9 protein-coding genes and 2 pseudogenes are annotated in these 12166 nt (G+C 63.7%); 5 read left to right on the top strand and 6 right to left on the bottom strand.

Features of this window, described 5'->3' with window-relative positions; translation table 11 throughout:
- Positions 1 to 286 precede the first annotated feature (286 nt).
- Both NYR97_RS04690 and NYR97_RS04685 read right to left on the bottom strand, forming a co-directional pair.
- Positions 287 to 1312: an alpha/beta hydrolase gene (locus NYR97_RS04690; RefSeq protein ID WP_316696884.1), complete on the bottom strand. Its 1026-nt coding sequence runs from the start codon at positions 1310 to 1312 to the stop codon at positions 287 to 289.
- Positions 1313 to 1447: 135 nt separating this feature from the next.
- A complete protein-coding gene (locus NYR97_RS04685; protein WP_316696883.1) occupies positions 1448 to 3034 on the bottom strand; it encodes an SDR family oxidoreductase in 1587 nt (528 codons plus the stop codon).
- A gap of 421 nt (positions 3035 to 3455) precedes the next feature.
- Between NYR97_RS04685 and NYR97_RS04680 the strand changes: the two genes are divergently transcribed.
- The 3 genes and pseudogenes from NYR97_RS04680 to NYR97_RS04670 all read left to right on the top strand — a co-directional run.
- Complete coding sequence (locus tag NYR97_RS04680; RefSeq protein ID WP_316698025.1) at positions 3456 to 4235, top strand: SPFH domain-containing protein; 780 nt, start codon at positions 3456 to 3458, stop codon at positions 4233 to 4235.
- Positions 4236 to 4406: 171 nt separating this feature from the next.
- Positions 4407 to 5381, top strand: coding sequence for a glutathione S-transferase family protein (locus NYR97_RS04675; RefSeq protein ID WP_316696882.1), 975 nt, complete (start codon positions 4407 to 4409; stop codon positions 5379 to 5381).
- A gap of 91 nt (positions 5382 to 5472) precedes the next feature.
- Positions 5473 to 5577 (top strand): annotated as a pseudogene (locus tag NYR97_RS04670) (VOC family protein); the annotation flags it as partial.
- A 152-nt stretch (positions 5578 to 5729) separates the two neighbouring features.
- Here NYR97_RS04670 and NYR97_RS04665 read toward each other — a convergent pair.
- From NYR97_RS04665 to NYR97_RS04650, 4 genes and pseudogenes are all read right to left on the bottom strand, one after another.
- Positions 5730 to 6191 carry a DUF4126 family protein gene (locus tag NYR97_RS04665; protein ID WP_316696881.1) on the bottom strand — a complete coding sequence of 154 codons (462 nt, stop codon included), beginning with the start codon at positions 6189 to 6191 and terminating at the stop codon, positions 5730 to 5732.
- Positions 6192 to 6513: 322 nt separating this feature from the next.
- Positions 6514 to 7455: a CPBP family intramembrane glutamic endopeptidase gene (locus NYR97_RS04660; protein WP_316696880.1), complete on the bottom strand. Its 942-nt coding sequence runs from the start codon at positions 7453 to 7455 to the stop codon at positions 6514 to 6516.
- A 251-nt stretch (positions 7456 to 7706) separates the two neighbouring features.
- Positions 7707 to 8717, bottom strand: a pseudogene (locus tag NYR97_RS04655) (alpha/beta hydrolase).
- Positions 8665 to 9321 (bottom strand): YiiX/YebB-like N1pC/P60 family cysteine hydrolase, encoded by a 657-nt coding sequence (locus tag NYR97_RS04650; protein WP_316696879.1) that lies wholly within the window; start codon positions 9319 to 9321, stop codon positions 8665 to 8667. The pseudogene NYR97_RS04655 and the gene NYR97_RS04650 overlap by 53 nt, the downstream one beginning before the upstream one ends.
- 150 nt (positions 9322 to 9471) lie before the next feature.
- Here NYR97_RS04650 and NYR97_RS04645 point away from each other — a divergent pair, with 150 nt between their 5' ends.
- Both NYR97_RS04645 and NYR97_RS04640 read left to right on the top strand, forming a co-directional pair.
- On the top strand, positions 9472 to 9807 hold the full coding sequence (locus NYR97_RS04645; RefSeq protein WP_316696878.1) for a DUF3817 domain-containing protein: 336 nt from the start codon (positions 9472 to 9474) through the stop codon (positions 9805 to 9807).
- A gap of 152 nt (positions 9808 to 9959) precedes the next feature.
- Positions 9960 to 11930: an alpha/beta hydrolase family protein gene (locus NYR97_RS04640; RefSeq protein WP_425613035.1), complete on the top strand. Its 1971-nt coding sequence runs from the start codon at positions 9960 to 9962 to the stop codon at positions 11928 to 11930.
- Positions 11931 to 12166 lie beyond the last annotated feature (236 nt).

Raw genomic sequence — 12166 nt, 5'->3', positions numbered from 1 at the left:
GACTCCTCCCCTGGCTGGATCGTACATGCAATCGCAGCAGCAGGAAGTTGCTGCAGTGGTCCTTTCAGTCCCAGGCTTGTCGCATCGTGCCGCGCACGAGGCAGGCTTCGAGCCAATACCCTGTCCCGACAGTAATAGTTTTAATAACGCACAAACTGAGACCCAAAAACCCGAGGGCCGCCTGGTATGCCAGGGCGGCCCTCGGGTTTTTACGTTATCTGTCCTTGCCATCGCGACGCACAACCGCCGTACCCAACGCTGTGCCTTGTTTAACGCTGTACCTTGTTTAGCGAAACGACTCGCGTAGCCGCTTGCCTGCGTATTCTTGCGCTGCCTTCGCCTTGGCAATCACTGCCGCGCAGCCGAAGAACTCATGCGTCACGCCGGTGTAAACCTCGCGTTCGACCGGCACATTGGCGTCCTTGAGTGCGTCTTCCAGCTTGGCGCCGTCGCTGCGCAGCGGGTCGATGGTGGCGTTGATGATGGTCACCGGTGCCAGGCCGTGCAGGTTTGCGTTCACCAGGTCCAGGCGCGTGTCTTGCTTGTCGGCGTCGCTGCGAATCAGGTGCCCTACGAACCATTCGATCATGGCCTTGTTCAAGGGCTTGGCAATGGCGTTTTCGATATAGGACTCGGTATGCAGGCTGCCGGTCTGCCCGACCGGGTAGACCGCAAGGATATGCGTCGGTGCCTGCAGTCCCTTGTCGCGTGCAGCCACAGCGGTGGCGATCGCCAGGTTGCCGCCAGCGCTTTCGCCTGCAAGCGCCACGCGCTGCGGATTACCGCCGATGCTTGCCGCGTTTGCCAGCACCCATTCGTAGGCGGCGAGTGCGTCGTCCCAGGCGGCGGGGAACGTGTGTTCGGGTGCCTGGCGATAATCGACCGAGACCACGATGGCGCCGGTTTCCTTGGCGAGCCCGCGCGCGCCACCGTCGTAGACCTCGGCATTGGCGATCACCCAACCGCCGCCATGAAAGTAGACGATGACCGGCAGTGCAGCGCCACCCTGTGGGGTGTAGACAAACGCGGGAAGATTGCCTGTTGGCGTTTCCAGAGTGTGAGAGGTGCGCTTGACGCCGGGCACCAGCACCTCGGGGTCGGCGGTCTTGCCCTGGTCCTGCAGGAGCTTCTTGACCGCGTCTGCGATCGTCGGCTGTTGCCGCGCTTCGGCAGGCGTCAGTTTCTCGATGGCCTTGGGTTCGAGCGCATCGTGGGCCTTGGCCAACTCATGCATATCGTCGTCGGCACGGATGGCGCCGATGACGTTGGAAATGGTGTCGATGATCGGGTTTGGCTTGCCGTGCTCTGTCATGTGTGCGTCTCGGTTGATTGGCCCCGACGCTATCGGTGACACGGTCAATGCGATGGCAAGGGAACTCGGCCGTTGTGCACATGGCGGCAACATTTGCGTCAGGCACCGGTCCAGGCGCCTGGCGACTGAAAGCCCTCACCAATCCGTCGGCGCGTAGTCCTTGAGGAACTGCCCCCACACATGCTCGCCGGTGTTGGCGCCGTGGATGATCGGGTCGACGATGCGCGCGGCGCCGTCGACGATGTCCAGCGGCGGGTGGAAGCGTTCCTGCTGCACCTTGAGCGCGGCGATGTCGGCCGGATCTTCATCGGTGACCCAGCCGGTGTCGACGCTGTTCATGTGGATGCCGTCGTTTTGATAATCGGCCGCCGAGGTGCGCGTCATCATGTTCAACGCGGCCTTGGCCATGTTGGTATGCGGGTGACGGGTGGTCTTGAAGTTGCGGTAGAACTGGCCTTCCATCGCCGAGACATTGACGATGTGTTTGTCGCGCTCGGGTGTGCGCAGCATCAGCGGCTTGAGTCGCGCGTTGATGATGAAGGGCGCGATGGCGTTGACCAGTTGCGTTTCCAGCAGCTCGACCGATGGCACTTCGGCCATCAGCAGGCGCCAGGAATTGCGGCCGCGCAGATCGACCTGCTGCAGATCCTGATCGAGACGGCCTTCGGGGAACAGATGTTCCTGGCCCACCAGCTCGTCGTCCAGCAACGCGACCTGCGACAGCTCGGCGGCGCGGGTGAGGCCATCGGCATCGGCGAGGCCGCGCCCGTGCACGGCCGGCAGCGCGGTGGCCGAGGCTTCGCGCAATAGCTCGGGCGTGCGCAGGCCTTCGTAATGGCCAACGAGCTTTTGTACGGTGTCGGGCAGGGCATCCAGCGCGGCGGTCTCGTTGGCCATCATGTGCGCGTAGAACTGCGGCGGGCGGCGCACGGTCTGGCAGGCGTTGTTGATGATGAAATCCAGCCTTTCGCGGGTGGCCAGCAGCTGGCTGCAGAACGCTTCCACGCTGGGGGTGTGGCGCAGGTCCAGGCCGAATACCTGCAGGCGATGGCCCCACTGCGCAAAATCCGGCTCTTCCGCATAACGCGCGGCCGAATCGCGTGGGAAGCGCGTGGTGACGATCAGCTCGGCCCCGGCGCGTAACAACTTCAAGCCAGCCTGATAGCCGATCTTGACCCGTCCGCCGGTGAGCAGTGCCACACGGCCGCGCAGGTCGGCGGTTTCGGTGCGCTTGAAGAAGTTGAGCTCTGCGCAAGCCGGGCACATCTGGTCGTAGAAGTGATGCAGCTGGGTGAACTTCTGCTTGCACACGTAGCAATGACGCAGCTCGGGCGAATGCATCGGCTCCGGCGTGGCGGTTGCGTTCTCGCCGTTGTGCGCGTCGTGCAGACCGGCGGCATGTGGCGGGAAGACGTTTGGCGTGCTGAACACCGGTTTGCGTCGCAGTGCGCGGATGCCGCGTTGTTCGAGCAATGCCTCGGCCTTGCGCACCTTCTCCTGATGCCGCTCGCGCTCGCGCTGCTTGAGCAGCTGCCGCCGCGCCTTCGGCTCGGGGTGATAGACCTTGGCCACCACCTGGTGCAGGCGCACGCGGTCGGCCTCGGGTAGCGCGTCGAGCACGCTGCGGTCGGCTTCGATGGCCTCCAGCAGGTCCAGCGCCACGCGCAGGCGGTCGGTGAGGGGCAGGTCGTCGGCGGGCAGGGGCGGGGCGTTGGTGTTCAAGATGGATCCGAAAAGAGCGGCAGAAAGCGAAGCGAACGCAGCGGGCAGCTGATGGCGGACCGCGATGGACAGCTGGACCAGCGACCGCGACGGCCCGGGACCCTGCTGCAGCAGGCCGGAGCGCCCGGCTGGCGGCTATTTTCGCCGATCCTGGGGTGTCGACGCCAATGGGGTGCCAGGCCAGACTGCAGTTGTCGACGCAACCGGTGCTGTTGGTGCATCTGACCGGTTGGGGCAACTTGCCACGCTGCTTGCGGGCGCCCTGGCGAGCATTGCATTCGTCTGCCAGGGCCGCCTTCGGCAGCGCGTGGGGATCGAGTGCAGCCTGGATGCGGTCGCGTCGAAGAATGGATAATCTTTCGCATCACACCGGAAGGGCATTGACGCCCGACCGTTCAAGGGGACATCGATGAAAAATGTTGTGCTGGCCGCTGCGCTAGCTGGCTTGTTGTGCGCCTGTACCGTCGTCTCACCCGATCCGGGGCAGCAGGCTGTATTGGTGGACAAACCCATGTTCTTCGGCAAGGGCGGCATCCGCCTGGACGACGTGCGCGATCCTGGCCGGACCTATACCTGGTTGACCACCTCTGCTTCGTATATCGATGTGACGCCGCAAACCGTGCAGGTGGCATTCGATGATTTTTCTTCAAGCGACAACATCTTGTTGGACTTCTCTACCCAGATCCAGTATCGAATCACGGCACCAGCATTGCTGTTGTCCGGTTTCGGGCAGGATTGGTTCAAGAACAATGTCGCCAGCCAGTACGCCTCCATCGTGCGCGATCAGGTCAAGCGCTACGACATGACCAAGATGATGAGCGATCCGGACACCGCCAAAAAGATAGACGACGCGGTCACACAGAACGTGAGTGCGTTGGTCAAGCAACAAGGCCTGCCGATCCAGATTCAGAACATCACGCTTGGCCGTGCGCGTCCCAATCCGGATGTGTTGCAGCAGATGAATCTCACCGCTGCGCAGCAGCAGCGAGTCAAAACCCTGGTCGAGGCGACGACTGCAGAACGGCAGCGCGAGCAGGAACAGGTCGCCAAGGCGGATGCCGACAACGCCTACCGCAATCGCATGGGGCTGACGCCTGAGCAGTACCTCGCCAGCCAGATCGCCGAGCTCAATGCAGAGGCCTGCAAAAAGGCGCAGGCGTGTTACATGGTGCCGTCCGGCACATCTGTGATTGCTAAATAGCGTGCGGTACTGATAGACGGCAAGCCAACGCGCTTGTTGCCTTGCTGCGTGTCTTCGATATTCAACAGCGCATGGCTTGGTGCGTTTGCCCAAGCCAGCAAGGCTGCTCACGCACTCTCCAAATCGGGTGAGCTAGGGTTGCTTCTTACTGTTGTTGTGGGAGAAGACACCATGGGCCTGTTGGTCGACGGCAAGTGGCAAGACGGCTGGTACGACACCGACAAGAGCGAGGGGCGTTTCGAACGGTCGCAGTCGCGATTTCGTAACTGGGTGACACGCGATGGCAGTGCGGGTCCGCACGGCGAGGGCGGCTTTCGGGCCGCTCCTGGGCGCTACCACCTGTATGTGTCGCTGGCCTGCCCTTGGGCGCACCGCACGTTGATCTTTCGTCGGCTGAAAGGCCTGGAGGCGATGATCGACGTCTCCGTGGTGCATTGGCTGATGGGCAAGCACGGCTGGACCTTCGCGCAGGGCCCGGGTGTGGTGGGCGATGCGATTGATCATGCGCAGCATCTGTACGAGGTCTATCTCAAAGCCGATCCTCACTACTCAGGGCGCGTGACCGTGCCGGTGCTGTGGGACCGCGAGCGCAATACGGTGGTCAGTAACGAGTCGGCCGACATCATCCGCATGTTCAACAGCGCGTTCGACGAGGTTGGCGCTGCAGACGGCGACTTCTACCCCGAGCCGTTGCGCGAGCAGATCGATGCAGTCAATGCGCGCGTGTACGACACCGTCAACAATGGCGTGTACAAGGCAGGCTTTGCGACCACGCAGGCTGCGTACGAAGAGGCGGTGGTGTCGTTGTTCGAGACATTGGATTGGCTTGAGACGCGTTTGAGCCAGCAACGCTATCTGTGCGGCGACCAACTTACCGAAGCAGACTGGCGCCTGTTCACCACGCTGGTGCGTTTCGATCCGGTGTATGTGGGGCACTTCAAATGCAATCTGCGGCGCATTGCCGACTATCCGCAGTTGTCCGGTTTTCTGCGCGAGCTGTACCAGCTGCCCGGTATCGCCGACACGGTCGACTTTCAGCACATCAAGAATCACTACTACCAGAGCCACGACATGATCAATCCCACCGGCATCGTTCCGATGGGGCCGGTGCTGGATCTGGATGCGCCGCATGGGCGTGGTGGTTGATGTATCTCCCAGCCGCGCGCCGCCGCACTCAGGCACGCTGCCGCGTGGCTTGCACCAAGCTGCGCGCCTTGTATACGAGCAGGAGCGATGCGTGCTCAATCATGTGATGGTGGGATCGAACGATATTGCGCGATCCATGCAGTTCTACGATGCGGTACTCGGCGGCGTCTTCGGTGCTCCCGCGCCGCTGGTCAATGCGTGATCCAGATGGCAACACAAGCTGTGTGCGATCTACCGGCCTGCTTGAGTCGCTCTAGCGGTGGGAGGGTTACGCGTCAGCATGGCCGCAACCGCGTTGACCGAAGCGCGGTCGCGGCAAAACCGTATGTACTGCCTACGGCCAAATGCTCAGCGTTTGGCAGCGCTACGCACGATCAACGTTGCCGCACCCACCGAGATGGCGTCTTCCACCACGCCGGTGCTGGTCTGGCCATAGCGTTCGATTGCGCGCATGCGTGCGTTGAAGGTGAGATAGGCCGCAGCGACGGCAGTGGTGGCACCGAGCAGTGCGGCGATGCCGCGTTGCTCGCGTGGCGCCAGCGCCGTGCCGACGATCACGCCGGTGGCGATGCGGGCAATCATGCCGGGGAGCACGATGCGGTCGGGTGCGGTCTTCATCTTGTCGCCGGCCAGCTCGCCACCGGCGAGCGCGAGCATGCCGGCCGATGCGAGCGGATTGGCAAGCAGCTTCGGTGCGCCGTTGTTGGCGGGGAGGTTGCCGGTGCGGGCCGCATTGGCGACCGCAGCCAGCGGGGTCATCGAGCGCATGCCTGCAACCGCGCCCATCAGGATCGAATGAATCAGGGACATGTGGACCTCTGCAGTGATGCGCTTCAGTCGGTGCAGGTTGGGATCCTGCAGCCAGCGCTGACGTGAGTGGAAGCGCAAAGCCTAGGACGTCACATGTGTGCGAGATGGCAAGGTGGTACCTGCAATGTGCAGGCACCCGGGCAGGGCATGCAGTGCCGGCCTTGGCGTCACGCGATGCGTGGGAGTGGTCGCGGACGCTCAGGCAGCGCGATCAGACCGATAGGGACACGCCCGGGTCTTGAGCCTCTTGGCGCTGACCGAAACTGACGGCGGCCGTACCGCCAGTTGGTGAGCAAGGCGGCATGATGGGTGCATTCCGCACTTACGGTTGCTTTGCAAGCTTGCCCGCACGCCACGCCATCCACAGGACCGTGACGCCTACGGCAAGGCACACCAGCACGCCCGGCAGCGATGCTTCCGGGCCGAAGGGGCCGCCGGTGAGCCATTCGGCGATGCCAGGGCGAGCGGTGCTACGGGCAATCGCCGGGCCCATGTCGGTGCCCGACACGGCTGCACCGAAGACATAGCCTTGAGTGAAATTCCAGGCGATATGCACGCCGATCGACATCCAGACCCGGCCGGTCAAGGCGTAGAACGCACCGAGCAGGATGCCGGCTTCCAGCGCGATGCAGATCGCAGCAAAGGCCGTGGCGTGCGGATTGGCGATATGGCCGAAGCCGAACAGCGCGGCAGACGCGGCGAAGGCGATCCAGGGGCCGAACGCACGCCAGATCAGGCGCAGGAAAATGGCGCGGAACATCAACTCTTCGATCACGCCCGCCTGCAAGGCCTTGCGGACTGCCGTCCATGCCGGCGCCATGCCCAGTGCCTGGATGTCGTACAGCCCGAACACCGCCATGATGCCCATGACCGTGGCGAACATGGCCGCACCGATCAGCAGGCCGACGATCAGCTGGGGCAGCATCGGTCGCACGGCGAGCTCGCTGGCGCGCCGCCCCTCCGCCAGGCGCACCGCAAGCACATAGACACCCAGCCCGACCGCGATACCGACAAGGCTGGCGACCAACTGCAAGGGGCCGGAGTCCTTGCGGAACAGGCCGCCGACGGACCTGCCGGCCATGGGCGCCAGCGTGGCAACCACGACAAGCAATGCCACCGCCCAGCCAATCGCCCGGAGCCAACGCAGGCGCCCGGGGTGCAGAAACTTGCGATCACCCAGTTCGATCTGGTGCGTCGTGGGTCCGTTCCCGATCAAGGAACGGCCGGCAACCGGTTGCAGTGGTGCGTGCATGTACGACTCCATGTGGTGTGGTTGCTAGAGAGTGGGTGGGCGGAGCAGGGCGGCGGTTGCCGCGTCAATGCGTGCCGAAAACGGGCATTGATGCACGGCGGCGATCGCTTGGCCGCGGAGGCTGGAGAGTGGAACCGACAGCTCTGCATCGAGCTGCGCGGCTGCGGCATTTGTCGCGGCCCATTGCCGTTGCAATGCGGGGATCATCTTTCTGGCCTTGGCTGTCAGCACCACGATACGTTCGCGCGCGTCGGCGCCCGGTTTCAGGTGGGTGAGACGCTGTCACGCAACAGATGCTTCAGCCCATGCGTGATGCCGCGTGGCGCAACGCTCAGGTGATCTTCGTCGTTGAGCACCTCCAGTTCGATCTGCAAGGATGCATAGCCGCGTGCGCGCAAGCGCCGCACCATGGCCTGTGCATCGGTGACCATGTCGTAGTTCTGGTGGTAACGCCGTTGCTCGTACTGGCCCACATACAGATAGACCTGCGCGGGGAGATCCTTGCGCTTGGCTGCGGATGCGGCCTCCAACGCCATCATCGCGTGCTCGCCGTACCAATAGGACGGGCTGCCGAGGAGGTAGCCGGAAAACATCTTGGGCGATTGGAGCAGGATCTGCGTGCTCAGCAAGCCGCCGTAGGAGTGGCCGTAGTACAGGCGCTTGTGCTCGTCGGTGCGATAGCGTTTGGCAACGAACGGCAGCACGTGATTACGCAGGTAGGCGATGTAGGCGGCGCTTTTGCCATGTGTCGCAGCGGGTGGAGCGCCTTCACCATCCTCGGGTGTGGGCGTGTAATCGCGCCGGCGGCTGGGCATCGGCTCATCGCCGACCGCGTACGACAGCCCGACCAGAATGAAATCTTCGATCGCCGGGCCTTCGCCATTCAAGCGGCGTGCGATCTGTCGCACCACCGGAAACGCGTAGTCGCCGTCGGTCGCCTAAAGCACTGGATAGCGACGGCCCAGGTTGTCCGCGTAGCCGCGAGGCAGCGCGACGAACACTTGGTAGTTGCGTCCGGAGGCCGGATCCGGGACATCCCAGACCTGACTGTCGACCATTTCATACGGCTTGCCTTCACCACGTTACCCGCCTGGAATCGCGGCTTTTGCAGCGGCTGCGGGAGCTGGTGTTGGTTGCTGCTCCACAACCTTGGCCGGCGGCGTCTGCGGCGCATCGGTGCAGCCAACGAGCAATAGGGTGAATAGTCCTGTCAGCAGTAACTTACTCAACGTGGTCTCCTGGCCGCACTTGGCCGTCTTGCAGGCGGCCAACATCAGTCAGCGCGGACGCGCTCGCCATGTCGTTGGGATTGGTGCCGGGCAAGCCCTGCGGAACCGCCATGCCTTTGCTGCGATAGAACTCCGTCCAATAGGTTGAAATCTTGCCGGTTTGCAGGTTCTTGAAGTTCATCGGCTGCAGTGCAAAGACGTGATGTGCACGGAACGCGCGTTCGATGAAGTCCGAGCAGTAGTAGCTGTTGTCGACCTGCACGTAAGTCTCGTTGTATGGCTTGCCGAGCATGCGCCGTGCCTGGGCAATGGCGTCGGGGATCGCAGCGCGATAGGGCTCGGTGAGCCGATACACGCTGATCTGCCGATGCTTGGCGTTGGCTTCGTCGACGAAGTCGCTCAGTGCTTGCTGCCGCGAGCCTTTGTCGTCGGCATGCAGCACCACTTGCGTGTGGCCTTGATGGGCGACCAGCGCCACATGATCGAAGCTGGGTGCATCCTGTCTGGCGGTGGCATCGTCAATGGCGCCACTCAGGCCGGTGCGGGCCGCAGTGACGAACAGCAGATCGCCATCCTGTAGCTGCACTGCGATAGAGGTTGCGGGCAGCAGTGCCAGTCCAAGCACGGCAAGCAGGAAGAGGGTGCGCATGGGAGGCCGGCAGGTGGTGCAAGGGGCGACCATTATCGCCAAGAACGGCGGCGCGCTGCCGATGCGTTGATCGCTCTGTAGAATGCAGCTGCCAGCGGGCGTCGCCGCCGCCATCGCGTCGCGGCAATCCTTGTCCGTCTGGAGTCTTGCATGCGTGTTTCTTCTGCGTTGTCGCCGATGGGTCGGCTGTTTGCCGTGGCTGCGTTTTTCGAGGGGCTGACCTGGGCCGGACTGTTGCTCGGCATGTTGCTCAAGTACGGCACCCATACCACCGAGCTGGTGGTGTGGCTGTTCGGGCGCCTGCATGGCGCGGCCTTCCTGTTCTATGTGGCGGTCAGCGTGCTTGCCGCGTTGCGGCTACGCTGGCCGTGGTGGGCGTGGGCGCTGAGCCTGCTGGCCGCGCTGCCGCCGCTGGTCACGGTGCCGCTGGAACTATGGTTCCGGCGCATCGGTTTGCTTGGCCAGCGGCCGCCGTCCGTAGGTTGAGGTGGTGCATGCGCATCGGCCGCAGCAGGGTCGAGCGCATCACGCCAGCCAATCGCAGGCATGCCCCATCGCCGATTGCGATGATGGGGGCATGGACGCGGCAGCGCTCGTTTGCCACCATGCGCCTCTCAAGGACAGATCGTAGGGGCGATATGCGTGACTGGATGATGGGCGTGCTGAGTGTGCTGGCGTGGGGAGTGGCGAGCCCGGGATACGCGCAGAGCGCGCCGGAAACCGTGGATCTGGCGCCGTATCTCAAGAGCGACCAGTTCGAGCGGATCAAGATCTCGCCGTCCGGTGCGTACTTCGCACTGACCATGCCGCTGGAAGATCGCACCGTGTTGGGCATCGTGCGGCGGCAGGACAAGGTGGCCACGGCCAAGGTCACCGGCGGCGTCAACAGCGTGGTGGACGATTTCTGGTGGGCCAGCGATGAGCGCATCGTGGTGTCGATGGCGCAGCGGCTGGGCTCGCGCGACGAGCCGGTGGCGATCGGCCAGCTGCATGCCATTGACGCCAACGGCAAGAACGGCCGCCTGCTGGCCAGTCCGTACGGCACCAATCCGGACATCAACGGCGCGCAGTTGAAGATGGAACTGGACCCGGCCACCCACATGCTGGATACCTTGCCAGGCGACGCGCGCAACATCCTGGTGTCGGCGGTTCCGTTCGTGGGCGATCCCAACGTCCGCATCGACAAGCTGGACATCCAGACCGGCCGGCGCACGACCGTGGCTACCTCGCCGGTACGCCGGGCGGGGTTTGTGACCGACCAGCAGGGGCATATTCGCTTTGCCAACGGTCTGGACATCAGCAACGTCAGCAAGCTGTATTACCGCGACAGCGACGATGCGCCGTGGCGGCTGATCAACGATGCCGCCACCAGCAAACAGCGCCAGTTTCCGCTGGGGTTTTCCGCCGATGGCAACCGCGCCTACCTGCAGGTGGAGCAGGCCGCCGGCACCGATGTGCTGGTGGCGTGGGACCCGGCAACCAGCAAGACGACACCGCTCCTGCACGACGATACCGTGGACCCGTACCACATCCTGCGCGATCTGGATGGCACCACGCCGATCGGTGCGTCGTACATGAGCGATCGCGTGCGCAATCGTTTCTTCGACGAAACAACGCCCACCGCCAGGCTGTACCGCAGCCTGGAAAAAGCCTTCGACGGCAACGCGGTTTACATCACCTCGGCCACCAGCGACCGCCGCCTGGTGCTGGTGTACGTGTGGAGCGATCGCAACAACGGTGACTATTACCTGTTCGACACGGTCAGCAAGAAGGCCGACCGGGTGTTCAGTCGCCGCGAATGGTTTGCGCCCGATGGCGTGCCGGCGACCAGGCAGGTGAGCTTCAACGCGCGCGATGGCCTGTTGCTGCATGGATATCTCACCCAGCCATTGCATGTGCAAGCCGGCACGCCGCGACCGTTGATCGTGATGCCGCATGGTGGTCCGTTCGGGATCTTCGACAAGTGGGAATTCGATGACGACACCCAGCTGCTGGCGGCAGCCGGTTACGCGGTGCTGCGCGTCAACTACCGTGGCTCGGCCAACTATGGCTACGCGTTCACCCAGGCCGGTGCCAAAGAGTGGGGCGGACGCATGCAGGACGATGTCACCGATGCCACCCGCTGGGCCATCGGCGAAGGCATTGCCGACGCATCGCGCATCTGCATCTATGGCGCCAGCTACGGCGGGTATGCGGCGCTGATGGGCGTGGCCAAGGAGCCGGCGCTGTATCGCTGCGCGGCCGGCTATGTGGGTGTCTACGATCTGGACATGATGGCGCGCGATACCGGGCGCTCCGCGCGCTGGGCCAGGAACTGGACGGTCGATTGGCTGGGCGCACGCGACACCCTGGCCGCGCGCTCGCCGGTGACGCTGGCACGGCAGATCAAGGTGCCGGTGTTTCTGGCGGCCGGCGGCAAGGACGAGCGCGCGCCGATCGAACATACCAAGGCCATGGAGCGCGCCTTGAAGGGGGTCGGCGTACCGGTGGAGTCGCTGTACTTCTCCAACGAGGGCCACGGCTTCTACACCGAGGCGCATCGACGCGAGTACTACACGCGCTTGCTGGCGTTCTTGAGCAAGCAGCTGGGTGGCGGGACCGCGAAGTAAGGGGGGTAGGTTTCATCGGGTGTTGCCTGATGGAACGCGTGATCGAGCGTGCCTGCAGTGATGATGCATGCAGCTTGATGCGTCAACTGCGGTGTGCGCGCCTGCATCTTTTGCGATGCGATGTTGCGGCGTTTGCGTGCGCGGGTAAGGCGTCGCGGCCGGGTCCGCTCCTACGGTTCTTGGAGGTCTGGTGTTGCCCAGGACCGATGCTGTACGACGGCGCAGGCTGCCTGCGC

It is taken from the genome of Xanthomonas hydrangeae (assembly GCF_032697525.1).
GTDB classification, from domain to species: domain Bacteria; phylum Pseudomonadota; class Gammaproteobacteria; order Xanthomonadales; family Xanthomonadaceae; genus Xanthomonas; species Xanthomonas hydrangeae.
Note: the sequence above shows the minus strand (reverse complement) of the source record. Positions and strands in the feature narration are given on the sequence as shown.

Excerpts from the sequence above, each read along its gene's own strand:
- NYR97_RS04660 (WP_316696880.1), bottom strand. The coding sequence starts at position 7,455 with ATGGAGTCGTACATGCACGCACCACTGCAACCGGTTGCCGGCCGTTCC.
- NYR97_RS04665 (WP_316696881.1), bottom strand. The coding sequence starts at position 6,191 with ATGTCCCTGATTCATTCGATCCTGATGGGCGCGGTTGCAGGCATGCGC.
- NYR97_RS04640 (WP_425613035.1), top strand. The coding sequence starts at position 9,960 with ATGCGTGACTGGATGATGGGCGTGCTGAGTGTGCTGGCGTGGGGAGTG.
- NYR97_RS04645 (WP_316696878.1), top strand. The coding sequence starts at position 9,472 with ATGCGTGTTTCTTCTGCGTTGTCGCCGATGGGTCGGCTGTTTGCCGTG.
- NYR97_RS04650 (WP_316696879.1), bottom strand. The coding sequence starts at position 9,321 with ATGCGCACCCTCTTCCTGCTTGCCGTGCTTGGACTGGCACTGCTGCCC.
- NYR97_RS04675 (WP_316696882.1), top strand. The coding sequence starts at position 4,407 with ATGGGCCTGTTGGTCGACGGCAAGTGGCAAGACGGCTGGTACGACACC.
- NYR97_RS04690 (WP_316696884.1), bottom strand. The coding sequence starts at position 1,312 with ATGACAGAGCACGGCAAGCCAAACCCGATCATCGACACCATTTCCAAC.